Source organism: Kribbella polygonati (assembly GCF_050320105.1).
Lineage (GTDB): Bacteria > Actinomycetota > Actinomycetes > Propionibacteriales > Kribbellaceae > Kribbella.
Genome location: NZ_CP190129.1, coordinates 7,563,677 through 7,588,693, shown reverse-complemented (window position 1 = coordinate 7,588,693; position 25,017 = coordinate 7,563,677). Strand labels below are relative to the sequence as shown.

The 25,017-nt window shown below is 70.9% G+C and carries 25 protein-coding genes; 4 read left to right on the top strand and 21 right to left on the bottom strand.

The window, feature by feature from the left end; genetic code table 11:
• Positions 1–250 precede the first annotated feature (250 nt).
• Positions 251–1,954 carry a GMC oxidoreductase gene (locus ACQHIV_RS36400; protein WP_427888866.1) on the bottom strand — a complete coding sequence of 568 codons (1,704 nt, stop codon included), beginning with the start codon at positions 1,952–1,954 and terminating at the stop codon, positions 251–253.
• A complete protein-coding gene (locus ACQHIV_RS36395; RefSeq protein ID WP_427888865.1) occupies positions 1,951–3,543 on the bottom strand; it encodes a succinic semialdehyde dehydrogenase in 1,593 nt (530 codons plus the stop codon). The genes ACQHIV_RS36400 and ACQHIV_RS36395 overlap by 4 nt, the downstream gene beginning before the upstream one ends.
• Positions 3,544–3,635: 92 nt before the next feature.
• Here ACQHIV_RS36395 and ACQHIV_RS36390 point away from each other — a divergent pair, with 92 nt between their 5' ends.
• Both ACQHIV_RS36390 and ACQHIV_RS36385 read left to right on the top strand, forming a co-directional pair.
• Positions 3,636–5,084, top strand: a complete 1,449-nt coding sequence (locus ACQHIV_RS36390) for a hypothetical protein (protein WP_427888864.1) — start codon at positions 3,636–3,638, stop codon at positions 5,082–5,084.
• Positions 5,085–5,129: 45 nt separating this feature from the next.
• Positions 5,130–6,020, top strand: coding sequence for a TIGR03086 family metal-binding protein (locus ACQHIV_RS36385; protein ID WP_427888863.1), 891 nt, complete (start codon positions 5,130–5,132; stop codon positions 6,018–6,020).
• Here the strand turns inward: ACQHIV_RS36385 and ACQHIV_RS36380 are convergent.
• From ACQHIV_RS36380 to groES, 12 genes are all read right to left on the bottom strand, one after another.
• On the bottom strand, positions 6,017–6,424 hold the full coding sequence (locus ACQHIV_RS36380; protein ID WP_427888862.1) for a hypothetical protein: 408 nt from the start codon (positions 6,422–6,424) through the stop codon (positions 6,017–6,019). The two genes, ACQHIV_RS36385 and ACQHIV_RS36380, sit on opposite strands and share 4 nt — an antisense overlap.
• Positions 6,425–6,493: 69 nt before the next feature.
• Positions 6,494–6,940 carry a hypothetical protein gene (locus ACQHIV_RS36375; protein ID WP_427888861.1) on the bottom strand — a complete coding sequence of 149 codons (447 nt, stop codon included), beginning with the start codon at positions 6,938–6,940 and terminating at the stop codon, positions 6,494–6,496.
• 74 nt (positions 6,941–7,014) lie between these two features.
• Positions 7,015–7,731 (bottom strand): acyl-CoA thioester hydrolase/BAAT C-terminal domain-containing protein, encoded by a 717-nt coding sequence (locus ACQHIV_RS36370; protein WP_427888860.1) that lies wholly within the window; start codon positions 7,729–7,731, stop codon positions 7,015–7,017.
• Positions 7,728–8,834: a GuaB3 family IMP dehydrogenase-related protein gene (locus tag ACQHIV_RS36365; protein WP_380198022.1), complete on the bottom strand. Its 1,107-nt coding sequence runs from the start codon at positions 8,832–8,834 to the stop codon at positions 7,728–7,730. Before ACQHIV_RS36365 ends, ACQHIV_RS36370 begins: the two co-directional genes overlap by 4 nt.
• Before the next feature lie 24 nt (positions 8,835–8,858).
• Positions 8,859–10,373: an IMP dehydrogenase gene (gene guaB, locus ACQHIV_RS36360; protein WP_427888859.1), complete on the bottom strand. Its 1,515-nt coding sequence runs from the start codon at positions 10,371–10,373 to the stop codon at positions 8,859–8,861.
• A gap of 136 nt (positions 10,374–10,509) precedes the next feature.
• Positions 10,510–12,186: a hypothetical protein gene (locus tag ACQHIV_RS36355; RefSeq protein WP_427888858.1), complete on the bottom strand. Its 1,677-nt coding sequence runs from the start codon at positions 12,184–12,186 to the stop codon at positions 10,510–10,512.
• The gene (gene shbA, locus ACQHIV_RS36350) at positions 12,179–12,802 is read right to left on the bottom strand and encodes an RNA polymerase sigma factor ShbA (protein WP_427888857.1); all 624 of its coding nucleotides are present in this window, start codon (positions 12,800–12,802) and stop codon (positions 12,179–12,181) included. Before shbA ends, ACQHIV_RS36355 begins: the two co-directional genes overlap by 8 nt.
• 129 nt (positions 12,803–12,931) lie before the next feature.
• Positions 12,932–13,978, bottom strand: coding sequence for a CU044_5270 family protein (locus tag ACQHIV_RS36345; protein WP_427888856.1), 1,047 nt, complete (start codon positions 13,976–13,978; stop codon positions 12,932–12,934).
• The gene (locus ACQHIV_RS36340) at positions 13,975–14,577 is read right to left on the bottom strand and encodes an RNA polymerase sigma factor (protein ID WP_427888855.1); all 603 of its coding nucleotides are present in this window, start codon (positions 14,575–14,577) and stop codon (positions 13,975–13,977) included. The genes ACQHIV_RS36345 and ACQHIV_RS36340 overlap by 4 nt, the downstream gene beginning before the upstream one ends.
• A 37-nt stretch (positions 14,578–14,614) precedes the next feature.
• On the bottom strand, positions 14,615–15,070 hold the full coding sequence (locus ACQHIV_RS36335; RefSeq protein ID WP_427888854.1) for an N-acetyltransferase family protein: 456 nt from the start codon (positions 15,068–15,070) through the stop codon (positions 14,615–14,617).
• A 243-nt stretch (positions 15,071–15,313) separates the two neighbouring features.
• Positions 15,314–16,933 (bottom strand): chaperonin GroEL, encoded by a 1,620-nt coding sequence (groL, locus tag ACQHIV_RS36330; protein WP_427888853.1) that lies wholly within the window; start codon positions 16,931–16,933, stop codon positions 15,314–15,316.
• A 117-nt stretch (positions 16,934–17,050) separates the two neighbouring features.
• Positions 17,051–17,347: a co-chaperone GroES gene (gene groES / locus ACQHIV_RS36325; protein ID WP_130384566.1), complete on the bottom strand. Its 297-nt coding sequence runs from the start codon at positions 17,345–17,347 to the stop codon at positions 17,051–17,053.
• 214 nt (positions 17,348–17,561) lie between these two features.
• Here groES and ACQHIV_RS36320 point away from each other — a divergent pair, with 214 nt between their 5' ends.
• Positions 17,562–18,116, top strand: coding sequence for a peptidoglycan-binding domain-containing protein (locus ACQHIV_RS36320; RefSeq protein ID WP_427888852.1), 555 nt, complete (start codon positions 17,562–17,564; stop codon positions 18,114–18,116).
• Positions 18,117–18,126: 10 nt separating this feature from the next.
• Positions 18,127–19,296, top strand: a complete 1,170-nt coding sequence (locus tag ACQHIV_RS36315) for a class I SAM-dependent methyltransferase (RefSeq protein ID WP_427888851.1) — start codon at positions 18,127–18,129, stop codon at positions 19,294–19,296.
• 223 nt (positions 19,297–19,519) lie between these two features.
• Here the strand turns inward: ACQHIV_RS36315 and ACQHIV_RS36310 are convergent, their stop codons facing one another.
• From ACQHIV_RS36310 to ACQHIV_RS36280, 7 genes are read right to left on the bottom strand one after another with little or no spacing between them, the layout of a single operon-like run.
• The gene (locus ACQHIV_RS36310; protein WP_427888850.1) at positions 19,520–20,233 is read right to left on the bottom strand and encodes an alpha/beta hydrolase; all 714 of its coding nucleotides are present in this window, start codon (positions 20,231–20,233) and stop codon (positions 19,520–19,522) included.
• On the bottom strand, positions 20,230–20,676 hold the full coding sequence (locus ACQHIV_RS36305) for a GNAT family N-acetyltransferase (RefSeq protein WP_427888849.1): 447 nt from the start codon (positions 20,674–20,676) through the stop codon (positions 20,230–20,232). The genes ACQHIV_RS36310 and ACQHIV_RS36305 overlap by 4 nt, the downstream gene beginning before the upstream one ends.
• Positions 20,673–21,722, bottom strand: a complete 1,050-nt coding sequence (gene tsaD / locus ACQHIV_RS36300) for a tRNA (adenosine(37)-N6)-threonylcarbamoyltransferase complex transferase subunit TsaD (protein WP_427888848.1) — start codon at positions 21,720–21,722, stop codon at positions 20,673–20,675. Before tsaD ends, ACQHIV_RS36305 begins: the two co-directional genes overlap by 4 nt.
• Entirely contained in the window at positions 21,719–22,168 is a 450-nt protein-coding gene (locus tag ACQHIV_RS36295) for a GNAT family N-acetyltransferase (RefSeq protein ID WP_427888847.1), read from the bottom strand. The genes tsaD and ACQHIV_RS36295 overlap by 4 nt, the downstream gene beginning before the upstream one ends.
• Entirely contained in the window at positions 22,165–22,914 is a 750-nt protein-coding gene (tsaB, locus tag ACQHIV_RS36290; protein WP_427888846.1) for a tRNA (adenosine(37)-N6)-threonylcarbamoyltransferase complex dimerization subunit type 1 TsaB, read from the bottom strand. The genes ACQHIV_RS36295 and tsaB overlap by 4 nt, the downstream gene beginning before the upstream one ends.
• 1 nt (position 22,915) lies before the next feature.
• Entirely contained in the window at positions 22,916–23,842 is a 927-nt protein-coding gene (gene tsaE, locus ACQHIV_RS36285; protein WP_427888845.1) for a tRNA (adenosine(37)-N6)-threonylcarbamoyltransferase complex ATPase subunit type 1 TsaE, read from the bottom strand.
• 20 nt (positions 23,843–23,862) lie between these two features.
• Complete coding sequence (locus tag ACQHIV_RS36280; protein ID WP_427888844.1) at positions 23,863–25,017, bottom strand: alpha/beta fold hydrolase; 1,155 nt, start codon at positions 25,015–25,017, stop codon at positions 23,863–23,865.

Below are 25,017 nucleotides of genomic sequence, written 5' to 3'. Positions count from 1 at the left end.
GTCAGCACGCAGAGTGGTCACAAGGCCTGGAGCTCGCGGAAATCGGAGGTAAGGTAGTGACCAAGAGCTCGGGTCGCCAGCTGTGGTTGGTGACCCGATCCCAAAGCGCCGGGCGCCTCACCCCGGCTTGAGTGGGTCCCTCGGGAAACGATTTGGGCGGAAACGTTCCCGAGGGACCTGCTCCCTTTCCGGACCTTTTCGAAAAGCCTCAGCAACTTACTGCTGAGGCTTTTTCATTTGCCTTGTTGTGTTACGGCTCCGTCACAGCCTGCTTCGGAAAGATCGGCAGCCGCAGCGCACCCGGTGCGTCGTCCGGTACGACGGGATGCCCGGGCTTCACCGGCTGGATCCGGCGGTACTCCGCCCCGACCGCCGGACGCGGGTCGTCCGCGCCCTTGTTCGGCCAGAACGACAGCGCGCGCTCGGCCTGGGCGGTGATCGTCAGCGACGGGTTGACGCCGAGGTTCGCCGAGATCGTGGACCCGTCGACGATGTGCAGGCCGTCGTACCCGTAGACGCGGTGGTACGGGTCCACCACGCCGGTCGCGGCCGAGTCGCCGATCGCGCAGCCGCCGATGAAGTGCGCGGTCATCGGCACGTTGAACGGCTCGCCGATCGTGCCGCCCGGCGTGCCGTTCATCAGCGTGGCCATCCGCCGGACGACCTGGTTCGCGACCGGGATCCAGGACGGGTTCGGCGCGCCGTGGCCCTGCTTCGAGGTCAGCTTCCAGCGGCCGAGCCGGTCCCGCTTGCCGTACGTCGTGATCGAGTTGTCCGCGGTCTGCATCACCAGCGCGATCACGGTCCGCTCCGACCAGTGCTTCAGGTCGTACAGCCGGCGGATGTTCTTCCGCTGCACCCCGAGCTCGCGCAGCCAGGTCCGCCAGCGCGGCTTGTCCCCGTCGCCGTCGGTCAGCACGGTCTGCAGCAGCGACATCACGTTGCTGCCCTTCCCGTACCGGACCGGCTCGATGTGGGTGATGTCGTCCGGGTGGAACGACGACGTGATCGCGACGCCGCGGGTGTAGTCGACGCCGGTGTCCCGGGAGATTGCCCCGAGCAACGACTCGGAGTTGGTCCGGGTCAGCACTCCGAGCCGGTCCGAGAGCCGCGGCAGCTTGCCCTCGTCGCGCAGCCGGTGCAGGAGCTTCGCCGTACCGAGCGCCGACGCGGCGAACACCACCTGCTGGGCGGTGAATCGGCGGGTCATCTTGCGATGAGACGTACGGCGGGTGTCGACGGCGTACCCACCGTCCGGCAGCGGCTCGACCGACGTGACCGTGGTCAGCGAGTAGACCTCCGCGCCGGCCTTCTCGGCCAGGTAGAGGTAGTTCTTGGTGAGCGTGTTCTTCGCGTTGTGCCGGCAGCCGGTCATGCACTCGCCGCAGTCGATGCAGCCGGTACGCCGCGGTCCGGCGCCGCCGAAGTACGGGTCGTCGACCTCGACGCCGGGCTCGCCGAAGAACACGCCGACGGGCGTCGGGTGGAACGTCTCCCCCACGCCCATGTCCTCGGCGACCTGCTTCATCACCTTGTCCGCGGGCGTGAACCCCGGGTACGTCGTGACGCCGAGCATCCGCTTCGCCTGGTCGTAGTACGGCGCGAGCTCGGCCTTCCAGTCGGTGATGTGCGACCACGCGCGGTCGGTGTAGAACGCGGGCAGCGGTTCGTACAGCGTGTTCGCGTACACCAGGCTGCCGCCGCCGACGCCCGCGCCGGACAGGATGATCACGTCCCGCAGCGCGCTGATCCGCTGAATGCCGTACATCCCCAACCGAGGCGCGAAGAGAAACCGTTTGGTGTCCCACGAGTTCTTCGCGTACGACGCGTCGTCGAACCGGGCGCCCGCCTCCAGGACGGCGACCCGGTACCCCTTCTCGGTCAACCGCAGCGCCGACACCGACCCACCGAAGCCGGACCCGATGACCAGGACGTCGTAGTCGAAGCTCGTCATGGGCGGCCGATCTTCTTCAGCACCCGCAGTGCGCCGGTCATCAGCTCGGCGAACTTCTCGTCGGAGATGCCGTGCGACGCCGCGATCGGGATCAGCCGCTGGGTGGCGATCGCCTGCGGTTCGACGTACCGGCGGATGCCCTCGACGCCCTGCCGGCGGCCGAGGCCGGACGAGCGCATGCCGCCCATCGGGGTGTCGATCGAGCCGAACGTCGCGCCGTACCCCTCGTTGACGTTCACGGTGCCGGCCGTCAACTGCGCGGCGACCGCGCGGCCGCGACGGCCGTCCCGGGTCCAGACGCTCGCGTTCAGGCCGTACTCGCCCTCGTTCGCGCGCTGGATCGCCTCGGACTCGTCGGAGAACCGGTAGATCGAGACGACCGGGCCGAAGGTCTCCTTGTCGAAGCACTCCATCGCGGGCGTCACGCCTGACAGGACGGTCGGCTCGTAGAACAGCTCGCCGATGTCCGGGCGCGGCTTCCCGCCGGCCAGTACGGTGGCGCCCTTCTCGCGGGCGTCCTCCACGTGCCGGCTGACCGTCTCGAGCTGCGCCTTCGAGATCAGCGAGCCCATGTCGACGTCCCACCCGGTGCCGGCGGAGAGCCGTAGCTTCTTCACCCGGTCCACGAACGCGGTCACGAACGCGTCGTACACCTGGTCGGCGACGTACAGGCGTTCCATCGAGACGCACAGCTGGCCGGCGTTCGCGAAGCACGCGCGGACGGCGCCCTCGGCGGCGCGGTTGAGGTCGGCGTCCCGCAGTACCAGCATCGGGTTCTTGCCGCCGAGCTCGAGGCTGCAGCCGATCAGCCGCTCGCCGCACTGCTGCGCGACCAGCCGGCCGGTCTTCGTCGAGCCGGTGAAGCAGATGTAGTCGGCGTTCTGGATCAGCGCGCCGCCGACCGTCGGGCCGTCGCCGTTCACCGCCAGCCAAGCCTCGCGCGGCAGGCCGGCCTCGTACAGCAGCTCGATGCCGCGCAGCGCGGTCAGCGGGGTCTGGCTGTCGGGTTTGTGGACGATCGTGTTGCCGGCCAGGATCGCCGGCAGGCCGTCGGAGATCGCCATCGTCAGCGGGTAGTTCCACGGCGAGATGATGCCGACGACGCCCTTCGGGACGAAGCGTTCCTCGGCCCGGGTGAGCACCGGGAAGATCCCGAGCTTGCGCTGCGGCTCGAGCAGCTCGAACGCCTTGCGGCCGTAGTACCGCGCGGTCAGCGCGACGTGCGCGAGCTCCTCGAACGCCTGCTTCCGCGCCTTGCCGGACTCGCGGATGATCAGGTCGACCAGCTCGTGCCGGTGGTCGAGCACCAGGTCGTGGTACCGCAGCAGGATCGCGGCGCGCTCGGCGAGCGGCACCCGACTCCAGCTCTGCTGGGTCTTCCGGGCGGCACGAACCGCCGCGGTCACGTCGTCCGCACTCGACGTCGGCAGGTCCGCGATCGGCTGCCCGGTGGCCGGCGCGTACGACGTCCTGGTGCCGGCCGTCGCCCGCAGCAGCCCCGACAACCGCCGGATCACGGACTGATCCGTGGCGTACGACGCGGTCGGATCGAGCTCGGGATCCGCTGGAATCGACGTCTGCTCGCTCATAGCTGAAGGCTACCTGCCGGTAATAGCGGCTGTCAGTATCAGAGGATGGTTAAGCTGATCCGCTGAAACCGGTGAAGGGGTGGAACGTCAAGATGGTGGACAGCGGGGGGCTCTGGACGCCTCCTGAGGACGAGCTCAGTGAGGCGCTGCAGACAGCCCAGGTGCTGATCGAGGAAGGCCGCGCCGACGAGGCCGGGCCGTACCAGCAGCGGGTCATCGAGCTGGCCAGGGAACGCGCCGAGGCGCGCCCGAACCACTACGAGGCCAAGCACCTGATGGCCGCGACGCAGTACGAGCTGGCCGGCTCGCTGAACGCGTCCGGCCGGCACGAGGAGGCGCTCACCGCACTGCACGAGGCGCAACTCGGCTACACCGAGCTCCAGGACGCCGGCGTCCTCGACGCCACCTGCTTCCTCGCCGACGTCCGCGCCCGGCGCGCGATGACGCAGGCACACCGCGGCCACGGCGCCACCGCCGTACTGGAGATGGACGGCGCGGTGATCGCGTACGGCCAGCTCGTCGGCGGTGAGGACGGGCTGAAGCACCAGCCGGACTTCGCCCGGGTGCTGGCGATGAACGCGCTCATCCTCCGCCGGTACGGCGACCCCGCGCTGGCGGTCGCGTCCGCGGACGCCGCGACGCAGCTGTTCCTGCAGCTCGCGGACCAGATCAACGAGAGCCCCCAGTCGCTGTCGTACGCCCGCTACCTGTGTACGGCGACCGCGGTGTCCGCCGACGTGCACGCTGCCGAGGGGCGGATGGACCTCGCGCTGGAGGCCGACGAGATCGGGCTCACCACGGCCGACACGCTCGCCGACTCGGACTCGACGACCGACATGCGCACGCTGGTCGCTGCCCTGGTCCGCAAGGGCAAGCACCTCGGCAGCGTCGGCCGCCTCGAAGGCGAGACGTGCCTGCAGACGGCGTACGACACCGACGCGGAGACGGCGACCCGGGTGGTCGAGGAGCTGGACCGCGGGCTGCCGCTGACGCTGGTCGCCGCGCTGGAGAACGCGGAGATCAAGCTCGGGCCGTTCGAGCAGTATCACCGGCTGGTCGCGCTGAGCGAGCCCGCGCCCGGGATGACGCTGGCGACCGTGTCCGGCCGGACGGACCCCGAGTCGGCGGCGCTGCGCGCGGTCGAGCTGGCCGAGCTGGTGCGGCCGCTGCTGTCCCAGGACGGGGACGCCGCGCTCACGCTCGGGCTGGAGGCGCACTACCTGTTCGCGATCTCGTCCGAGCGCGAGTCCCACCGGATGCGGTTCCAGACCGCGACGTACGTACCGATCTGGGCGCAACTGCTGCTCGACATCTCCGCGGCGTACTTCCAGGCCGGCCGCACCGAGATCGCGCTCGACCTCGGCGGCTGGTGCGCGGAGGTCGCGACCGCGCTGATCCCGTACGCCGACGACGACGAGAAGATGAAGGACCTGGCCGGCGCCTGCTACCGGCACCACGGCAACCTGCTCGCCGCGACCGGTGACGTCACCGCCTCGCACCACGCCCACGAGGCCGCGGAACAACTCCAGCTCGGCCGTTGACGCCCGGCCGTCCCCGGGCGGACGCTGGCGCTGGGGGTGGCCGACATGGATGTCGTGGAGCTGCACAACCGCGCGGTCGCGAACTTCGCGGAACTTGTCTCCGGGGTGGCGCCGGATCAGTGGTCCGGGCCGACGCCGTGCACGGACTGGGACGTCCGGGCGCTGGTGAACCACGTCGTCGGCGAGGAACGCTGGACGGCGCCGCTGATGCAGGGCCGGACGATCGCCGAGGTCGGGGACACCCTCGACGGCGATCTGCTCGGCGACGATCCGGCCGGCGCCGCGGCGGCCGCGGCCCGGGAGGCGGAGCTCGCGGCGACCTGGCCGGTCGAGAAGGTCCACCTGTCGTACGGCGACGAGGATCCGCCCGAGTACCTGCGGCAGCTCGCGGCCGACCACCTGATCCACGGGTGGGACCTCGCCGTCGCGATCGGCGTACCGCCGCGGCTGGACGTGGAACTGGTGGCCGAGGTCGGGACGTGGTTCGCGGACCGGGAGGAGATCTACCGGTCCGCCGGGATGGTCGGCGCGCCGCTCGCGGGCTTCACCGATCCGGCCGAGGCGCTGCTGGCGGCGTTCGGGCGTGACCCGCGGTGGACACCGGTGTCGGCGCTCCTCGAGAGGTTCGGGAACGCGTTCGGCGCCGGGGACCTGGACACGCTGATGTCGCTGGTCACCGACGACATCGTGTTCGAGTCCACGGCGCCACCGGACGGCGGGCGCTTCGAGGGCGCGGACGCCGTCCGCGCGGAGTGGGCGAAGGTGTTCGCGGAGACCACCGACCTGGGGTTCGAGGTCGAGGAGACCGTGGTGCTCGGCGACCGGGCGGTGGTGCGGTGGCGGTACTCGTGGTCCTCCGGTCATGTGCGCGGCGTCGACCTCTTCCGCCTCCGGGACGGGAAGATCGCCGAGAACCTCGCGTATGTGAAGGGTTAGTCGGTCGGCTCGGTGCTGTCGGTGCGGAGGGCGCCGACGAAGAGGCCGGCTTCGGCTTCGGTCATGCCGGTCTCGGAGACCACCAGGGCGGTGGCCTGGTGGAGTTCGCCGGCGGCCTTCAGCGCGCGGGTGCGTTCGGCGAGGTTGGTGTTCGGCCTGCGTACGACGGGGGTCTCGGTGGTCGGTGGCACGTACCGGCCGAGCCGGATCTCGTCCACGAGCTCCTTCGCGTGCACCAGTCCGAGACCGGTGCGCTCACGGACCAGCTTGACCGCGTTCACGACCTTCTTCGTGGTGATCAGGAACCGCACCTGATCGACATCGTCCGGGGACAGCAGCGCCCGCCCTACGGCAAGGGCAACGTTGTCCGTGTCCTGGCTGCTTCGTCGGCTGAACCATCCCATGCCGCAATCCTTCCAGAACCCGGCAAACCGCGAGTGCCATCAGCAGGTCGCCCAGCATGCGGTCACCTGTCAGCTCGCGGCGCCGCCGGCTGGAACATCCTCGTAGTCCGCGACATACGCGTTCGCGAGGTCGAACGACTCCAGCAACCGGAGCGCGGCGTCACTCACCACCAGCTCAGTGCCGTCGTCGACGGCGAAATCATCCTGCCCCGGCGTGCCGGCCGGGACGAGGCGGAACCAGTCGCGCGGCACCTCGCGATCGGACGCGAGCGCGTACTGCTCGCCCTGCGAGGCGCTGGCCGGCTCGAGTTCGTAACCGGTGAGACCAGAGGCACGCAGCGCGGCGGCAAGACGCTCCGTCACGAACCAGAACGGGACCGTGGTGACGAGGTCGTCGCCCATCCAGCCGTCGAAGACAAGATGCAACGGCCCGGAGTCCGCGACCCGCTGGTTCTTGTCGCGGCAGCACTCAGGCCCCAACCCGCCCGGTACCTCGGCATCGACGTAGTGGTACACGATCTCTCCTCACCGAGTAGGCCCGACCCGGTCGCAGGTCCCGAGGATCGTAGCCGGGCGCGACGTCCGGCTGCTCAGCCTCCGGCGAGCACCCCGAGTACCTCGGGCCAGGCCAGCGCGCCCAGCTCCCGGTCCGCCGCGTCCGTCCCGCCGCGCGCCATCCGCTGCCCGGCAGTCTTCGGCTGTTCCCCCGGAAGTACGGCGCGGTGCCCGGCCGTGCCGACCGCGACGACGCGGGTCGGACGCTCGCCGCGCCGCCGGACGATCTCGTCCGCGAACTCGGCCGCCGGCCACACCTGGTCGTCACCGCCCGCGACCAGCAGAACCTCCCCGCGGATCCGCTCCACCGGGATCCGCATCCGGTCGGTCGCCGCCCGCAGGCTCTGCCGGTACAGCCCGGTGAAACTCGGCGGATCGGTCTCCGGCTGCCAGTCCCGGTCGTACGGTACGAACGGCAGCGGCTCGCCCCGCCACGTCCACCCGGACCGCTGGCTGCCGTCCTCCAGGTTCCGGCCCCAGACGTACGAGCTCGGGGCGAACGCGACCACCGACTCCACCCGCGCGTCGAGCGCACCGAGCAGCAGCGCCGCCTCCGCACCCCACGAGCTGCCGATCACGACCAGCCGGTCGTGGTGCGCCAGCTCGTCCAGCGGGAACGACTCCAGCGGCACCTCGTATGTCACCGCCCACGTCGGCGCGAGGACGTCGTACCCCTCGGCCTCGAGCAACCGGGCGCGGTCGAGGTCCGGCGTACCGCTTGAACCGTGCAGGAGGAGGACGCCGGTGCTCAACCGACGACGACCTCGACCCGCTGGAACTCCTTCAGCTCCGTGTAACCCGTGGTGGCCATGGCGCGCTTCAGGGCGCCGACGAGGTTCATCGTGCCGTCCGGGACCCAGGACGGGCCGAACAGGATCTGCTCCATGGTGCCGGTGACGCCGACCTCGACGCGTTCGCCGCGGGGCAGGTCCTGGTGCCAGGCCTCGGCGCCCCAGTGGTACCCGCCGCCAGGCGCGTCGCTCGCGCGGGCCAGCGGCGAACCGACCATCACCGCGTCCGCGCCGCAGGCGATCGCCTTCGCGACGTCGCCGGACCGGCCGACCGAACCGTCCGCGATGACGTGCACGTACCGCCCGCCGGACTCGTCCATGTAGTCCCGCCGGGCCGCCGCCACGTCGGCCACCGCGGACGCCATCGGCACCGCGACACCGAGCACCTTGCGGGTGGTGTGCGCGGCGCCGCCGCCGAAGCCGACCAGCACGCCGGCCGCGCCGGTACGCATCAGGTGCAGGGCCGCCTGGTGGGTCGCGCAGCCACCGACGATCACCGGGACGTCGAGGTCGTAGATGAACTGCTTGAGGTTCAGCGGCTCCGCCTGGCCGGACACGTGCTCGGCGGACACCGTCGTACCGCGGATGACGAACAGGTCGACGCCCGCATCCACGACGTGCTTCGCGAACTGCTTGGTGCGCTGCGGCGACAGCGCCCCGGCCACGGTCACGCCGGAGGCGCGGATCTCCTGCACCCGCTGCGAGATCAGCTCGGGCTTGATCGGCGCCGCGTAGATCTCCTGCAGCCGGTGCGTCGCCTGCTGCGCGTCCAGCTCGGTGATCTCGGCGAGCAGGTTCGACGGGTCCTCGTACCGCGTCCACAGCCCCTCGAGGTTGAGGACGCCGAGCCCGCCGGCCTTCCCGATCGCGATCGCCGTCCGCGGCGACATCACCGAGTCCATCGGCGCCGCCAGGATCGGCAGCTCGAACCGGTACGCGTCGATCTGCCAGGCGACCGAGACCTCCTCGGGATCCCGCGTCCGCCGCGACGGCACGATCGCGATGTCGTCGAACGCGTACGCCTGCCGGCCGCGCTTGGCGCGACCGATCTCGATCTCGGTCATCTGGGGTTTCCTTACGTCAGGCGGTCAGCGGCCGGAGTAGTTCGGGGCCTCGACTGTCATCTGGATGTCGTGCGGGTGGGACTCCTGCAGGCCGGCCGAGGTGATCCGGACGAAGCGGCCGTTCTCCTGCAGCTCCGGGACCGTCCGGGCGCCGGTGTACCACATCGACTGGCGGAGGCCGCCGATCAGCTGGTGCGCGACCGCGGACAGCGGGCCCCGGTACGGCACCTGGCCCTCGACGCCCTCGGCGATCAGCTTCTCGTCGGAGGAGCCGTCGTGCTGGAAGTAGCGGTCCTTCGAGTACGACTTGCGGAGGCCGCCGGACGACGACATCGCGCCGAGCGAACCCATCCCGCGGTACGCCTTGAACTGCTTGCCGTTGATGAACACCAGGTCGCCCGGCGACTCCTCGCAACCGGCCAGCAGCGAACCCAGCATGACCGTGTCCGCACCCGCGACGAGCGCCTTCGCGATGTCGCCGGAGTACTGCAGGCCGCCGTCGCCGATCACCGGGACATCGGCCGGCTTGCAGGCCAGCGACGCCTCGTAGATCGCGGTCACCTGCGGCACGCCGACACCGGAGACGACCCGGGTGGTACAGATCGAGCCCGGCCCGACGCCGACCTTGACGCCGTCCGCGCCCGCGTCGACCAGCGCCTGCGCGCCCTGCCGGGTGCCGACGTTGCCGCCGACGACGTCCACGCCGCGGGTCGCCGGGTCGGCCTTGAGCTTGCGGATGATCTCGATCTGCGCCTTCGAGTGCCCGTGCGCGGTGTCCACGACCAGCACGTCGACGCCGGCCTCGACCAGCGTCATGGCGCGCTTGTACGCCTCACCGAAGAAGCCGATCGCGGCGCCGACCATCAGCCGGCCGGAGGCGTCCTTGGTGGACAGCGGGAACTTGTCGCGCTTGACGAAGTCCTTCAGCGTGATCAGGCCGGTGAGCTTGCCGGCGTCGTCCACCAGCGGCAGCTTCTCCACCTTGTGCTTGCTGAGCAGCGCCATCGCGTCGTCGGCGGCGATCCCCTGCCGGCCGGTGATCAGCGGCTGCCTGGTCATCACCTCGCGGACCGGCCGGGACAGGTCGGTCTCGAAGCGCATGTCGCGGTTGGTGACGATGCCGACCAGGACGCCCGCGTCGTCCACCACCGGGACGCCGGAGATCCGGTACTGCGCGCAGAGCGCGTCGGCCTCGCCGATGCTCGCCTCCGGGCCGATCGTGATCGGCTGCGCGATCATCCCGGACTCGGAGCGCTTGACCAGGTCGACCTGCTGGGCCTGGTCCTCGATCGAGAGGTTGCGGTGCAGGACGCCGAGGCCGCCCTGCCGGGCCATGGCGATCGCCATCCGGGCCTCGGTGACGGTGTCCATCGCGCTGGACACCAGCGGGATGTTCACCCAGACGTTGCGGCTGACCCGGGACCGGGTGACCGCCTCGGACGGGATGACGTCGGACTCGTTCGGCTGCAGCAGTACGTCGTCGAAGGTGAGGCCGAGGACGGCGAACTTGTCGGGAACTCCAGCGGGGGTGATGTCCATGGGGAAAACGTGCACCTTTGTACGGCGAGAACGGAACCCCATCCTATCCGCGCCGTCGGCAGGCCCCGAATCCGCCGTCCACAGGCGACCGCCCGCCACGGAGGCGCGGCGGGCGGTGACCAGGTGTCGCTTGTCCTTACTTGTGCTTGTCCGGCCGCTCGGTCGGCACGTTGATGATGCCGAGGATCTGCAGCAGGCTCGAGTCGTCGGTCGCACCGTGGGTGCGGGAGATCGCGGCGTGCTTGCCCTCCGGGTAGTGGCCAGTGGAGTGCTTGCCCTTGGCGTACGCCTTCTTCACCGAACCGGTGTTCACCTTGCCACTGGAGTGCTTCGCGGCCTTACCGTGCTCGGACCGCGCCGACTTCCCCGACGTGCCGGACCTGGCCGTCGTGGTGCTCGTCGTGGGTTTCGCCGTGGTCGCCGTCGGCTTCGCGGTGGGGGTTGCGGGCTTCGCGGTGGACGCCGTCGGCTTCGCGGGCGTTGCCGCGGGCTTGGTGGCGGCCGTCGTGGGGTCTGCCGGCGTCAGGCCGGCCGGCATCGGCAGTACGTCGACGGGCACCGCGCCGAGCGTCAGGTCGAGCAGGTCCTGGATCGCGTTCGGGATCACGCCGGCACCGTCACCCGGCGTAGTCGTCCCGGTCCCGCCCGTCCCGGTCGAACCAGTCCCGGTCGAGCCGGAGCCAGTCGAACCCGTCCCGGTCGAACCGGTTCCAGTCGAACCCGTCTCGGTCGAGCCAGTTCCGGTCGAACCCGTGCCGGTGGAGCCGGTTCCGGTGCTTCCGGTGCTGCCGGTCCCGCCGGTGTCACCTGCCGGTGGCGTGGAGGTGCCGGTGTCGCCGGTGCCGGCGGCGGGCTGGCCCGTGCCGGGGTCGCCGGTCGGCGCGGTGGTCGGGTCGGCCGACGAACCGCCGTCGGTCGTCCCGGTGCCGCCGGTCCCGGTCCCGGTTCCGGTGGATCCGTTGTCCACGTTCGCCGGCGGTGTCGTGGTGGTGTCCGTCGGGGTCGGCGTCGGCGTACCGGTGGTGTCGGTCGGCGGCGGCGTGGACGGATCGGTCGGCTGGTCGGTCGTGGTGTCCGTCGGCGTACCGGTCGGCTCGCTGGTCGGCGTGTCGGTCTTGTTGTCCGACGGCAGCGTCGTCTTGGTCCCGGACGGCTCCGGCGTGGTCTTGATGCCGTTCTGGTCGGTGACCAGGTCCTGCGGCGGCAGCGGCTTGACCTCGACCTTGTTGTCGGGGAGCTGCGGCGGCACCGACGGCGGCGTGTTGACGTCGGTCCGCGCCTGCGGCTGGTCGGTGCCGGAGTCGTCGCCGCTCCGGTTCGAGCCGGCGTGCTCGGCCTTCGCCTGGATCTGGTAGTCCTTGCCGACCTTGACGATCTTCTGCCGGTCCATCACCGGCAGACCGTTCAGGTCCTGCTTCGGGAAGCTGGTCTGCGGGCGGACCGCGTCGACCATCTTCTCGATGACCTTCTCGTACGGCGACAACGGGTCCCCGGTGACCGCGGCGGCCACCCCGGACACCGAGAGCGCGGCGACCGCGGCGACGCCGAACGCCAGACCGCGGGTCGCCACCTTGCGGGCGAACGGGTCGGTGATCGGGTTCAGCGCGGCGCAACGCGCCAGGAAGGTCTCCGGATCGTCGATGGTCTCCACCGGGAGCTCGTCCTCGACCTCCACCGCCAGCCGCAGCTCGGCCAGCAAGGCGACGGCCGGGTCGTGCTCACCCGCCAGACGGGCGGACTCCCCACCGGCAGCCAGCAGATCGAGCAGTGCGTCATCGGCCTCAATCGCGTCGAGATCGAAACGGTCAGCCATGATGCCCCTCCCCTGCTGCTGCTCGTTCCAACTGTGCTTCATGCCCCACGAACCCCCTGAGCGTGATCAACGCCCGATGCTGTGCGACCCTCACCGCCCCCGGTGTCATCCCCAGTGCCCGGCCGGTCTCCTCGGCTGACATCCCCGCAACGACGCGCAGGCGCAGAATCTCGCGCAGCTTCTCCGGCAGCTTCTCCATCAGCCCCCAGGCATGCTGGACCTCGGACTGCCGAACCGCACGCTCCTCCGGCGTCGGTGACTCGTCCGCGCCGTCCGGCAGGTCCGGCGTCGAGACGTCGGCGACCGCGAACGCACGCTGGGCATCGGCGACCTTGCGGGCCGCGATCCCGTAGACGAAAGCCTCGAAAGGCCTCCCCTCGTCGCGGTACCGGCTCAGCGCGCCGAACACCGCGACACATACCTCTTGAGCGACGTCGTCGACCATGTCGGCGCCGCCCGGATAGGTCCACAGGCGGGACCGTACGTAACGGTGCGCCACAGCGCGCACCCTGGTGAGCAGGTCATTGAGAGCTGTACGGTCCCCGTCGCCGGCCAGCGCGGCAAGATCCCTGAGCTCGACCCGGTCGTGGGTGTCAGGCACTTTGACCTCTGTCACCCCTCGCCCCCTCGTGATTTCCAGACCGGTCAGCCTGAAAGATGGTACGGCCCTCGTCTCCGGTTGCCTAGTGTCAAGTCAAGGTCAAGCCCTTGTTTTGATCACAATCTGTCACTACTGGCCGGTTAGCTACCTCACCGCGGGCTGCGTCGCGGTAATGCGGGTGCTGACGGCGTACGCCGAGAGCACGTCGCCGGTCCGGAGCCCGGGAGCGTGGTGGCCGGGGACGATCACATCCTGTCCACCGAGGAACGCTCCGTTCGCCGGGGAGATGATCAGCTCCTTGCGGATGTCCTGGTCGGTGAAGCCGATCGCGCGGCCGTGCCGGCCGTCCAGCGTGACCACGTCGTCCAGCAGTTGCACGCCGGGGATCTTGGCGCCGGCCCGGTACAGCGCGGCCCGCAGGTCGGCCGGCACCAGCCCGGAGCCCAGGACCGTGGACAGGTGCAGGAAGGCCCGGAAATCCGGCGGCGACGGGTGGCCGACCCCGGTGGTGTCCGCGCGGAGCGCGGCGAGCAGCGCGTCGGGATCACGCGGGAGCTTGGCCAGGAAGTCCGGTGTCGGCGTCGTCCAACTGGCCGCGCACCGGGTGCTGGACTGGTTCAACGCCCCGACCGGGTCGCTGCAGATCGCGTAGCCGGTCGTCGTCCGGCCGGGCGTGGCGAACAGTTCGGGCGCCAGCTTCCGCGCCGCTGTACGGGCGGCCGCGCTCGGGAACTCGACCCGGACGAGCTTCGTGCCCTGCTGCACGTACCGCGCCGTGGGCGTGGCCGGGATCCACTTGTCACCGCGGCTGAAGACCGTCGCCCGGAGGTCTGGGTTCGCGGTGAAGGTGTCGATCGTCGAGGACTGCACGGTGATCTGGCGGAAGTGCCCGGGCGGGATCGGCGTGTCCGGGTTCGAGCCGATCCGGGCGGCCGCGTCGCTCAGGAAGGTGCCGGCGTCGGCGGTGGCGCCGAGCGGTGCGGCGTGGTTGCGGGTGACCACGTCGGCGATCAGGAAACCGCCGGCCAGCGTGAGCGCCAGCCCACTGGCGACCAGGACCCGCGGCGGTACGGCCCGGCGAGGCTTGGCCGGTTCGGGCGCGGTGAGCAGGCGGCGGGTGCGGGCCAGGACGTACGGGTCGGGGTCCGGGACGTCGTCGCGGACGCGTTTCAGCAGGTCGATCTCGGTCATGACGGGTTCTCCTCGAAGTCGGGTCCGAGCGCGGAGCGAAGGGCTCGACGGGCTCGGTGCAGGCGGGAGCGGACGGTGCCGATCGGCAGGTCCAGCGCCAGCGCGATCTCGGCGTAGGACAGGTCTTCCCAGGCGTAGAGCAGCAGTACGTCGCGTTCGGCCGGCCGCAGCCGGGCGAGTACGCCGGTCAGCAGGCGGGACGCTGACGCCGCGTCCACCCGGGCCGCCACGTCGGTGGCGAGCAGGTCCGGGTGCCGGTCGTCGCCGGCCCGCGAGTACGCCCGGTACTGGCGTACCTCGTCCCGCCGGCGGCGCCGGATCAGGTTGGTCGCGATGCCGTACAGCCAGGGCAGCGCGCCGTCCGCGGTACCGGCGTACCGGTGCCGGCGCTCGAACGCGATCAGGAAGGTCTGCCCGAGCAGGTCGTCGGCCTCGGTCCGGCCGAGCCGGCGGGCGATGTAGCGGTGGATGGTGACGGCGTACCGGTCGAACAGGTGGGCGAACTCCTCGGGCCGGGCGGCCCGGACGAGTTCGGCATCGGCCGGTGGGCCGGGCGCGAGGTCCGGCGGCGGGTGGGTGGTGGCTCGCGGTGGCTGCATACCTGCTTCTGCCCGATGCCCGCGATCCGGTTCCCGGTCAGTCGAGGACGGGTGCGCGGAAGCGGATCAGTTCGGTGGCGTGGTCGCCGCCCCAGTCGATCGGGGTCCGGCCGGTCTCGGTCCAGCCGGCCCGGCGGTACAGGCGTTCGGCGGCGCCGCGGTTGTCCACGACCTCCAGCGACAGCTCCCGGCCGAGCTCGGCGGCCGCCTGGACGCAGTGGTCCAGTAGTTGCCGCCCGATGCCCCGGCGGGTCACTCCCGGATCCACGAACAGCCGCTCCACCTCGGCCCGCTCTCCCACTGCCGTCAGCGCCACATGCCCCACGACCCGCCCGTCGTCGACGGCCACCCAGACCCCGAGCGCCGCCTCCGGCGTCAACCAGCCTGCCGGATCGGCCGGCCAGTTGACCGGGTACCCAGCGCGCTCGTGCACAGCCCGCAACAACCCAACACACACCGGCAGATCCTCGTCACGCCGCTCCCGAATCAACACCCGCCCATCCCACCAGACCCCGGTGCGCACCCCGAAACCGGGAGTGACGACAGGTCCCGGTGTCGCGCGACAAGCTATTCCCTGTCTTCAGCCACCACCGCTTGTCGCCCGACCCCAGAGGCGGGACGGGACGGGCGACCGGCGGGACGGGGCGGGCGGGGGCCGGACACGGCAGCACCGCCCGGCAACCGAGGCTGCCGGGCGGTGCTGTGTGTGCTGTGCTGTCGAACTACGACCTGAGGATCAGTGGCCGTGACCGTGGCCGTGACCGGCCGCGGGGGCTTCCTCTTCCTCGGGCTTGTCGACCACCAGGGTCTCGGTGGTCAGCAGGAGCGCGGCGATCGAGCCGGCGTTGGCGAGCGCGGACCGGGTCACCTTGACCGGGTCCAGGACGCCCTGCGCCAGCAGGTCGCCGTACTCGCCGGTGGCGGCGTTGAAGCCGCTGCCGGAGTCGAGCTCCGCGACCTTGGAGGTCACCACGTAGCCCTCGTAGCCGCCGTTCTCGGCGATCCAGCGCAGCGGCTCGACGACCGCCTTGCGGACGATCCGGACGCCGGTGGCCTCGTCACCGTCGAGCTCGAGGTCCTTGTCCAGCACGGTGGACGCGTGCACGAGAGCGGAGCCGCCGCCGGCGACGATGCCCTCCTCGATCGCGGCCCGGGTCGCGGACACCGCGTCCTCGATCCGGTGCTTCTTCTCCTTCAGCTCGACCTCGGTGGCCGCGCCGACCTTGATCACGCAGACGCCGCCGGCCAGCTTGGCCAGCCGCTCCTGCAGCTTCTCGCGGTCCCAGTCGGAGTCGGTGCGCTCGATCTCGGACTTGATCTGGCTGACCCGGCCCTCGATGTCCTCGGCCTTGCCGGAACCCTCGACAACGGTCGTGTTGTCCTTCGAGACCACGATCCGGCGCGCCGAACCGAGCACCTCGAGGCCGACCTGGTCGAGCTTCAGCCCGACCTCCGGGGCGACGACCTGCGCGCCGGTGAGCGCGGCCAGGTCCTCCAGCATCGCCTTGCGGCGGTCACCGAAGCCCGGCGCCTTGACGGCGACCGAGGTGAAGTTGCCGCGGATCTTGTTGACCACCAGGGTCGACAGCGCCTCGGCCTCGACGTCCTCGGCGATGATCAGCAGCGTCTTGCCGGACTGCACGACCTTCTCCAGCAGCGGCAGCAGGTCCGCGATCGCGGAGATCTTGCCCTGGTGGATCAGGATGTACGGGTCCTCCAGCACCGCTTCGCCGGCCTCGGCGTCGGTGATGAAGTACGGCGAGATGTAGCCCTTGTCGAACTGCATGCCCTCGGTGAACTCGAGCTCGGTCCCGAAGGTGTTCGACTCCTCGACGGTGATCACACCGTCCTTGCCGACCTTGTCGAACGCGTCCGCGATCAGCGCGCCGATCTCGGCGTCGCGGGCGGAGATGGTCGCGACGTGGGCCATGTCACCCTTGTCGTCGACCGGCTTCGCGGTGTCCACCAGCTTGGCGGAGATGGCCTCGACGGCCGCCTCGATACCGCGCTTCAGACCCATCGGGTTGGCGCCCGCGGCGACCGCCCGGAGGCCCTCGTGCACCAGCGCCTGCGCCAGCACCGTCGCGGTGGTGGTGCCGTCACCGGCGATGTCGTTGGTCTTGGTGGCGACCTCCTTGGTGAGCTGCGCACCAAGGTTCTCGAACGGGTCGTCCAGCTCGACCTCACGGGCGACGGTGACACCGTCGTTGGTGATGGTCGGGGCGCCCCACTTCTTGTCCAGGACGACGTAGCGGCCCTTCGGCCCCAGCGTCACCTTGACCGTGTTCGCGAGCTTGTCGACGCCGCGCTCCAGCGCGCGCCGGGCATTCTCGTCGAACTCGAGGATCTTCGGCATGAAGAAAACCAGTCCTTTTCTGAAATGTCCGTACGGCGATTCCCGCTGCCCTGACCCACTCCGCCCCGGGTACCAGAGGTAGCCGGGGCGGTGTCAGTCAGGAACAGCGGGCGGTCGTCACTTGCTGACGACTGCGAGGATGTCGCGGGCGCCCAGGATCAGGTAGTCCTGGCCGTCGTACTTGACCTCGGTGCCGCCGTACTTGGAGTAGATGACCTTGTCGCCGACGGCGACGTCCAGCGGGACGCGGTTGCCGTTGTCGTCGATCCGGCCCGGGCCGACGGCGAGGATCTCGCCCTCCTGCGGCTTCTCCTTGGCGGTGTCCGGGATCACCAGGCCGGACTTCGTGGTCTGCTCGGCTTCGAGCGGCGCGACGAGGACACGGTCCTCGAGCGGCTTGATCGTGACCGACACTTGCTGACCTCCACGGTCGATTTCGCTTGTCTGTGGCATGTGGTCGCGCTCCCCTGCCGTCGCGGGGGTCAGAGGCCGGACCGCTGGCACCCTCCCACGGAGAGTGCCAACACCGAATCTAGGCCGCGATTAGCACTCGGTCAACTCGAGTGCCAAAGGAATCTCACCCTGAGACGTACTGGCCCGCGTGACCGCCCCAGTACAGAATGTTGCTATGCGGCTCCCCAAGCTGTCCGGCAAGACCGTCGCCCTGCTGGCAGCGGTCGGTGCGGTCGCCGTCGGAGCCGTCGCGGCCAACGCCTCGAAGCACCACTCCCCCGCGGCGTCCGGCGCGCCCACCCCCGCTCCCCGGACCCAGCAGCCCACCGCCGAGCCGGGCGCGGCAGCCGCGTTGCCGCAGTGCACGTCCGCCCGACTGGCGCCGGTCAACCGCGGTTGGGGCATCCCCATGCCGTCGCTGCTGGACAGCACCAGCACCGACTGCACCCTCATGTACGGCGACAACCCGCACCGCGGCGCGAATCGGACAGGTGATCCGGAGACCGCGATCTTGATCCTCCAGCGCAACCTGAACTTCTGCTACGGCACCAAGCTCGCCGTCGACGGCATCTACGGCAGCAAGACCCGGGCCGCGGTCAAAACCGTCCAGACCAAGCACCACCTGACGGCGGACGGCGTCTACGGCCCAAAGACGCGTTCTGCCATGAAGTGGCGGCTCTACTCGATGGCGACCCACAGCTGGAGCAGGACCTGTTCCAGCCCCCTCTAGAGTTGCCGGGGTGACTGTCACTGCGTTGCTCGACGGACCGGGCGCCGAGGTACTGGCTGCCGCGTGCGCCGACTTCCGCCCTGGCAGCGAGCTGCAGCTGGTGGAAAAGCTCAGACGCCGGTACGACGCCACGCTGGTCACAAGCGCCGTCACCCAAGCCGCGCTGCGCCACCGCGCCGTCGCCAAGTTCGGCCCTGACGCCGGCCGCATGTACTTCACCCCGGACGGCCTGGAACAAGCCACCCGCACCACCGTCGCCACCCACCGCGCCGAACGCCTGGCAACCGCCGTACCCAACGCCAGCCTGGTCGACCTGGGCTGCGGCATCGGCGGCGACCTCATCACCGCCGCCCGCGCCGGACTCCGGGTCACCGGCGTAGAACGCGACCCGGAGACAGCCGCCACCGCCCGTGCGAACCTGGCCGCCCTGGACCTGGCGGGCGACGTACTGGTGGGAGACGCCGAGTCCACCGACCTCACGCCGTACGACGTGGTATTCGCGGACCCGGCTCGTCGCGCGGACGGACGGCGGGTGTTCGACCACAACGCCTACGCGCCGCCCTGGTCGTTCGTGACCGCGCTGCTGGAACGGACCGCGTGCGTGAAGGTCGCTCCCGGCATCCCGCACGACGCGATCCCGGACGGCGTGGAGGCCGAGTGGATCAGCGACGCCGGCGAGGTGAAGGAGGCCGCCCTCTGGTCCGGACGCCTGTCGACAGGTGTCCGGCGCCGCGCCACTCTCCTCCCAGGCGGTGCGACCGTCACGAACGCACCCGAGGTGGACGCGGGTCCGGTCGGGCGGTACATCTACGAGCCGGACGGCGCGGTCGTCCGGGCCGGTCTCGTCACCGCCGTCGCCGGGGCGGTCGACGGGTGGCTGCTGGATCCGCGCATCGCTTATGTGACGGCAGCGAAGTACGTCCCGACTCCGCTGGCATCGGCGTACGAAGTCCTGGAAGAGCTGCCCTACAAGGAGAAGGCGCTTCGCGCGTGGGTCCGCGGTCAGGGCATCGGGACGCTGGAGATCAAGAAGCGCGGCGTCGACCTGGACCCGGCCCAGCTGCGGAAGAAGCTCGCGCCGAAGGGATCCGCGAGCGCGACGCTGATCGTCACGCGGATCGGCCGGGACGCGGTCGCCTACTCCTGCCGGCGGGTGACGACCACCCTGCCGGTCGCCTGATCGTCCTTCCAGGTACGGGTTGCGCTCGACCCGTATTCGAACATATGATCGATCTCGCGTGCGGGTCTCCGGGTGACTTGCCGGCGGGCGAGGTGCTGCGTCCGTTGCTGCGCTCCCCGGAGACCCGCCACTAATCCGTCACCGGGTGTTCATCTGGGGTGGTCAGGCTGACAACCGGAACCGGTTGGCCGCTGACCGTTCGCCTGGGAGCAAGCGGTGCGCATCACCCCCAGGCCTCTGCCCGAAACCTTTCCTTCACCGGCCACCGCACCCGTGCCACCCCGATCCCCACCACCGCCGGCACGACCTGCGCACCCGTCGCCGGGAGGTGGTTGTCGCCGCCGCCGGTCGCTCCTCCGCGGACGAACTCGGCCACCAGCCGGTTCCAGTCCTTCGGGCGCTTCAGCATCGCGTGTCCCTCGCCGGCCAGCGCGTACGTCGTCACCGCCGCCCCGGCCGCCCGCAGCCGTCCCGCGTACGCCGCCGTACCCGCCGGATCCGTGATCGTGTCGTCTGTGCCGTGCACGAAGGTGACCGGCGGCCGGACCGCCACGAGCGGCTCACCGGACGGCAACCACGGCGCCAGCGCCAGCACCCCGCCCACCCGCGGATGGTGGCCGACGGCAACGACCGCGCGGCCGCCCATCGAGTGGCCGATCAGCAGCACGCGGTCGAACGGGAGTTGGTCGAGCACCGTGCGCAGGTCGGCGGCCGGGTCGCCGTGCTCGTTCCAGCCGCGGAAGCGGTAGCGGGCGAACCCGATCGCGGCGTCCGGTGCGGCTGCGCGCGCCGCCGCGGTGAACGGCCACATCCGTAGCAACGCCGGTCGCCACAGGTGTGGGTCGGCCTTCGAGTGCTCCTCGCCACCATGCGCCAGGAGCACCAGTTCGGTCGCCCCCGCCGGGTGCCGGACGAGGTCGACACCCGGGCGTCTCACGGCCGTGCGTACAGCTCGGCCGGGTCCTTGCGGATCGCCATCATCCGCCCGGCCGGCGTCTCGGTGAAGCCGTACGAGCGGTAGAGCTCGTGTGCGTCGGCGGTCGCCAGCAGGACCTGCCGCAGCCCCTTCAGCTCCGGATGCTCCAGCAACGTGGACACCACGAACCGCCCCAGCCCGTGCCCGCGGTGCGACTCCAGCACGAACACGTCGGCCAGCCACGCGAACGTGGCCCGGTCCGTCACCATCCGCGCGTACCCGACCATCGCGCCGTTCGCGTCGTACACCCCGAGGTTCAGCGACCCCGCGATCGCACGCTGCACCACCTCGTGCGGGATCCCGGTCGCCCAGTACGACGTACTCAGGAACCCCTGCACGACCGCGGGGTCGATGCGCTCGGCGTTGTCGTCGGCCTCGAAGCCGTCCGGCCCGGTCCACTTCATCTGTTCAGTACCTCCGTGATCGGCATCGAGGAGTCGGCGGGAAGGTCCAGCGGTGACGGCGTACGGCCGGCACGCACGAGCTCGGAACCGAGGGCGGCGACCATCGCGCCGTTGTCCGTGCACAGGCCGGGGCGCGGCACCCGGACGGCGATCCCGGCCGCCGCGGCACGCTCCGACGCCATCGCCCGCAGCCGCGAGTTCGCCGCGACGCCGCCGCCGATCAGCAGGTGCTCGAACCCGCGGTCCTTGCAGGCGTCGATCGCCTTCCGGGTCAGTACGTCGCAGACCGCCTCCTGGAAGGCCGCCGCGACGTCGTTCACCGGCACGTCCGCACCGTCGCGGCGCTTCGCCTCGACCCAGCGCGCGACCGCGGTCTTCAACCCGGAGAACGAGAAGTCGAACCGGTGCCGCTCGAGGTCCCGCTGCGAGGTCAGCCCGCGCGGGAAGGTCACGTACAGCCGGTCGCCGTCCCGCGCGGCCTTGTCGATCCACGGACCGCCCGGGAACGGCAGCCCGAGCACCCGCGCGACCTTGTCGAACGCCTCGCCGGCCGCGTCGTCGATCGTGCTGCCCATCGGTACGACGCCGTCGGTGATGTCCTCCACCGCGAGCAGCGACGAATGCCCGCCCGACACCAGCATCGCGACGCAACCCTTCGGCAGGTCACCGTGCTCCAAGGTGTCGACGGCGACGTGCGCGGCCAGGTGGTTGACGCCGTAGATCGGCTTGTCCAGCGAGACCGCGAGGCCTTTCGCGGCGGCGACGCCGACCAGCAGCGCACCGGCCAGACCGGGTCCGCTGGTCACCGCGACCGCGTCCACGTCGGTCGGCTCGATACCCGCGGTCTCGCACGCGCGCCGGATCGTCGGCACCATCGCCTCGAGATGCGCCCGGCTGGCCACCTCGGGTACGACGCCACCGAACCGGGCGTGCTCCTCGACGCTCGACGCGACCGCGTCCGCGAGCAACGTCTGCCCGCGCACGATCCCGACCCCGGTCTCGTCGCACGACGTCTCGATCCCCAGGATCAGGGGCTCTTCCTTCATGCTTCCTCCCGCCACCGCATGATCACCGCGTCCTCGCCGCCCGGGTAGTACCCGCGCCGCCGGCTGATCTGCGCGAACCCGAACCCGGCGTACAACCCGATCGCCGACTCGTTGCCCGCAGCAACTTCCAGCAGAACGGTCCTTCCCGTACAGCGTTCCAGGGCGATCGTCAGCAGCTGCCCGCCGATGCCCGTCCGCCGCTCGCCGGGCGCCACCGCGATCCGCAGCACCTCGACCACATCCTCAACCACCGGCGGCAGCAGCAGTACGACGTACCCGACGACCGACCCGCTGTCCGCGACCAGCACCACCCGGTCCTCGGTCAGCCGTTCGAACTCGTCCGCCCACGCCACCTCGCTCCACGCGGTCGCCCCGAAGCACACCTCGTCCAGCGCCACAAGCGCAGGCAGGTCGGCGGCGACAGCCGCCCGGATCACAGGTCTCACAGCACACTCTTCGGCCCGCTGGACATGGTCACGTCGGGCCGTCGCAGGTACAGCGGCTCCGGCGCCACAACCTCCAGCGTCCGCGTCACGACCCCGATCGCCAACACCTCCGCCGACGGATACTCGGCGACGCCACCGACCGTGGTCGCAAGGCCCCCGCCACCGGCCGCGCCCGCGCCACCGCCGCCCGCGCCGTCGGCGGCGGGTGCGCCGCCTGCTCCGCCGGAGGGCTCGATGCCCAGCGCCTCGGCGTACAGCGCCGCGCCGCGGCCGATCACCGGCAGGCCGGATAGGACGTGTGCGACCTCGGCCGGCTTGCCCACGGCCGGGCCTTCCAGTCGGCGGCGGCTTCCGTCCGCGGCGGGACCGTCGTACAGCGCCCAGTAGATCTCCTTGCGGCGCGCGTCCGTGGCGACCGCGACCGGCGACGTCAACGCCGACTGCCGGGCGAGTACGTCGAGGCTGCACACGCCGGCGACCTCGATCCCGAGGACCTCGCCCATCGTCCGCGCGGTCACCAGCCCGACCCGCAGCCCCGTGAACGGACCTGGCCCGACGCCGACCGCGATCCCGGTCAGGTCGCGCGGCGTCACGCCCGCACCCTCGAGCGCGGCCGCGATCGCCGGCGCCAGCAGCTCGCCGTGCCGCAACGCGTCCACGGTCGTCGACGACGCGACGATCTCCCCGTCCGGCGTCGCCAGCGCAACGGTCACCGCGGCACTCGAGGTATCGAAGGCAAGCAACATGTCAGTTCTTCTCCAGTGCAGAGACCCGTACGCCGGACGCCGCCCACCGCGGGCCGACCGGCGTGATCCGGAGCGAGCGGGTCTCGTCGGTGTCGTCGTCGCCGCGGGTCACCACGACGTCGAGCCGGTCCGGCGCGAGCCCTTCGGCCAGCCCGTGGCCCCACTCGACCACGGTGACCGCGTCCTCCAGGCTCGCGTCCAGGTCGAGGTCGTCCAGCTCCGCGAACCCGCCGACCCGGTACGCGTCGACGTGCACCAGCGCCGGTCCGCCGGCCAGCGACGGATGTACCCGCGAGATCACGAACGTCGGCGAGGTGATCGCACCCCGTACCTTCAGCCCCGCGCCGAGCCCCTGGGTGAACGTGGTCTTCCCGGCCCCGAGGTCGCCGGACAGCACGAGTACGTCGCCCGCGCGCAGCTGCCCGGCCAGCTCCTCGCCGATCGCCTGCATGTCGTCGGCGGTCGGCACCGTCAACTCGACCGGCATGGCCTTCGCGTAGATCAGGTTGTGCGCCTGCCGGTCGACGACCGTGTACCCGCGGCGCCGCCAGAACTCCACGGTGTCCGGCAGTTCGACCCGCGCGATCAGGTTCACCCGGCTCAGACCACGCCGTACGGCGACCTCCTCGGCGCAGCCGACCATCGCCGACGCGACCCCGCGGGACTGGTTCCTCGGGTCGACCGAGACCCGGCGCAGGTTCAGGACGTCGCCGACCTGCTCGAACAGCATCGCCCCGGCCGGCACCCCGTCGGTGAGCACCAGCAGCCCGCCGTGCTGCTCGATCGCCGCGGTCACCGAGGCGACGTTCTCGGACAGCTGGGTCGACGGCGGGTCGAGCACCCGGCGCGCGGCGAACGCGTGGTGGATCACCGCGACGATCGCCTCGGCGTGCTCGGGAGTCGCGTCCAGGACGCGCAGATCGGTCATCTCGGGGTCATCTCGCAGGGTCAGGAAGGTGCCAGGGACTGTTCGGCTCGCTCGATCATCCCAAGCAGCGCCGCTGTGAACTCACGGTGGTGCTCGATCAGGCCGAGGTGCCCGCAGTTCTTCACCTCGACCAGCTCCGCGCCCGGGACCCGGCGGACGATCTCCTCGGCGTGGTCGAACGGCGTCAGCTGGTCCTTGTCGCCGCCGATCACCACGCACTCGACCTTCTGCAGCGGCTCCAGGGCGTCGTACTTGTCGTGCAGCGCGAAGATCGGGTAGAAGTCCGCGATCACCTCGATCGGCGTCGCCGCGATCATCTCGTTCGCGAACTCGGTGAACGCCGGCGGCACCTCGGAACCGAACGCGTACTTGCGGGTCAGCAGGTAGATCAGGTCCGAGCCGGCCTTCCGGCTGCGCTCGACGATCTCCGGGATCCGGGCCAGCGCGGCCACCGTCGGGTTCGCCAGCGAACGCGCCAGCATGCCGGCCTTGCCCGGGAACACGATCGGCACTTCGTCCAGCCGGCCCGCGCTGGTCGAGCACAGCCCGACGCCGATCACCCGGTCGCCGAACAGCTCCGGGTGCTGCTCGGCGAGCGCCATGATCGTCATGCCGCCCATCGAGTGCCCGATCAGGATCACCGGCCCGGTCGGCGCGAACCGCTCGACGATGCCGTACAGGTCCTTGCCGAGCTGGTCGATGCTGACGCCTTCCTTCGGCGACCTCCCCGACCGGCCGTGCGAGCGCTGGTCGTAGAACACCATCGTGCCGATGCCGGCCATGTCGCGGCGTTCGAAGTGCCAGAGGTCGAGGTTCAGCCCGTAGCCGTGGATGAAGATCAGGGTCAGGTCCTCCGGCGGCACCGGCAGCTTGCTGTGCACATTCTTTCCCCGCCCCACCGCCCCGGTCAGGTCGAGTTTCCGCTTCGGAGGCGGGGCCGGACGGCGGGAGCGCTTCAGTTCGTCGACCTCGACGTACAGCTCGACGCCGTCGTCGGCGGTGAAGATGTACGGCGTCCCGCGCTGGGTGCCGAACGGCTCCGCCTCCAGCTGCTTGCGCAGGCCCGACCGTCTCCCGATCACCTGGCGCTCGACCGCGACCCCGGCCGCGGCGCCCGCGGCCAGCACTCCGACCGCGGCCCCGATCAGACCAGCAGTCCGCCCCGCTCTGGACAT

What these genes read in the sequence shown, in the direction of transcription:
- ACQHIV_RS36400 (WP_427888866.1), bottom strand. Translation starts at nt 1,954, where the DNA reads ATGACGAGCTTCGACTACGACGTCCTGGTCATCGGGTCCGGCTTCGGT.
- ACQHIV_RS36395 (WP_427888865.1), bottom strand. Translation starts at nt 3,543, where the DNA reads ATGAGCGAGCAGACGTCGATTCCAGCGGATCCCGAGCTCGATCCGACC.
- ACQHIV_RS36390 (WP_427888864.1), top strand. Translation starts at nt 3,636, where the DNA reads ATGGTGGACAGCGGGGGGCTCTGGACGCCTCCTGAGGACGAGCTCAGT.
- ACQHIV_RS36385 (WP_427888863.1), top strand. Translation starts at nt 5,130, where the DNA reads ATGGATGTCGTGGAGCTGCACAACCGCGCGGTCGCGAACTTCGCGGAA.
- ACQHIV_RS36380 (WP_427888862.1), bottom strand. Translation starts at nt 6,424, where the DNA reads ATGGGATGGTTCAGCCGACGAAGCAGCCAGGACACGGACAACGTTGCC.
- ACQHIV_RS36365 (WP_380198022.1), bottom strand. Translation starts at nt 8,834, where the DNA reads ATGACCGAGATCGAGATCGGTCGCGCCAAGCGCGGCCGGCAGGCGTAC.
- guaB (WP_427888859.1), bottom strand. Translation starts at nt 10,373, where the DNA reads ATGGACATCACCCCCGCTGGAGTTCCCGACAAGTTCGCCGTCCTCGGC.
- ACQHIV_RS36355 (WP_427888858.1), bottom strand. Translation starts at nt 12,186, where the DNA reads ATGGCTGACCGTTTCGATCTCGACGCGATTGAGGCCGATGACGCACTG.
- ACQHIV_RS36345 (WP_427888856.1), bottom strand. Translation starts at nt 13,978, where the DNA reads ATGACCGAGATCGACCTGCTGAAACGCGTCCGCGACGACGTCCCGGAC.
- ACQHIV_RS36340 (WP_427888855.1), bottom strand. Translation starts at nt 14,577, where the DNA reads ATGCAGCCACCGCGAGCCACCACCCACCCGCCGCCGGACCTCGCGCCC.
- groL (WP_427888853.1), bottom strand. Translation starts at nt 16,933, where the DNA reads ATGCCGAAGATCCTCGAGTTCGACGAGAATGCCCGGCGCGCGCTGGAG.
- ACQHIV_RS36320 (WP_427888852.1), top strand. Translation starts at nt 17,562, where the DNA reads ATGCGGCTCCCCAAGCTGTCCGGCAAGACCGTCGCCCTGCTGGCAGCG.
- ACQHIV_RS36305 (WP_427888849.1), bottom strand. Translation starts at nt 20,676, where the DNA reads ATGAAGTGGACCGGGCCGGACGGCTTCGAGGCCGACGACAACGCCGAG.
- tsaD (WP_427888848.1), bottom strand. Translation starts at nt 21,722, where the DNA reads ATGAAGGAAGAGCCCCTGATCCTGGGGATCGAGACGTCGTGCGACGAG.
- tsaB (WP_427888846.1), bottom strand. Translation starts at nt 22,914, where the DNA reads ATGTTGCTTGCCTTCGATACCTCGAGTGCCGCGGTGACCGTTGCGCTG.
- tsaE (WP_427888845.1), bottom strand. Translation starts at nt 23,842, where the DNA reads ATGACCGATCTGCGCGTCCTGGACGCGACTCCCGAGCACGCCGAGGCG.
- ACQHIV_RS36280 (WP_427888844.1), bottom strand. Translation starts at nt 25,017, where the DNA reads ATGTCCAGAGCGGGGCGGACTGCTGGTCTGATCGGGGCCGCGGTCGGA.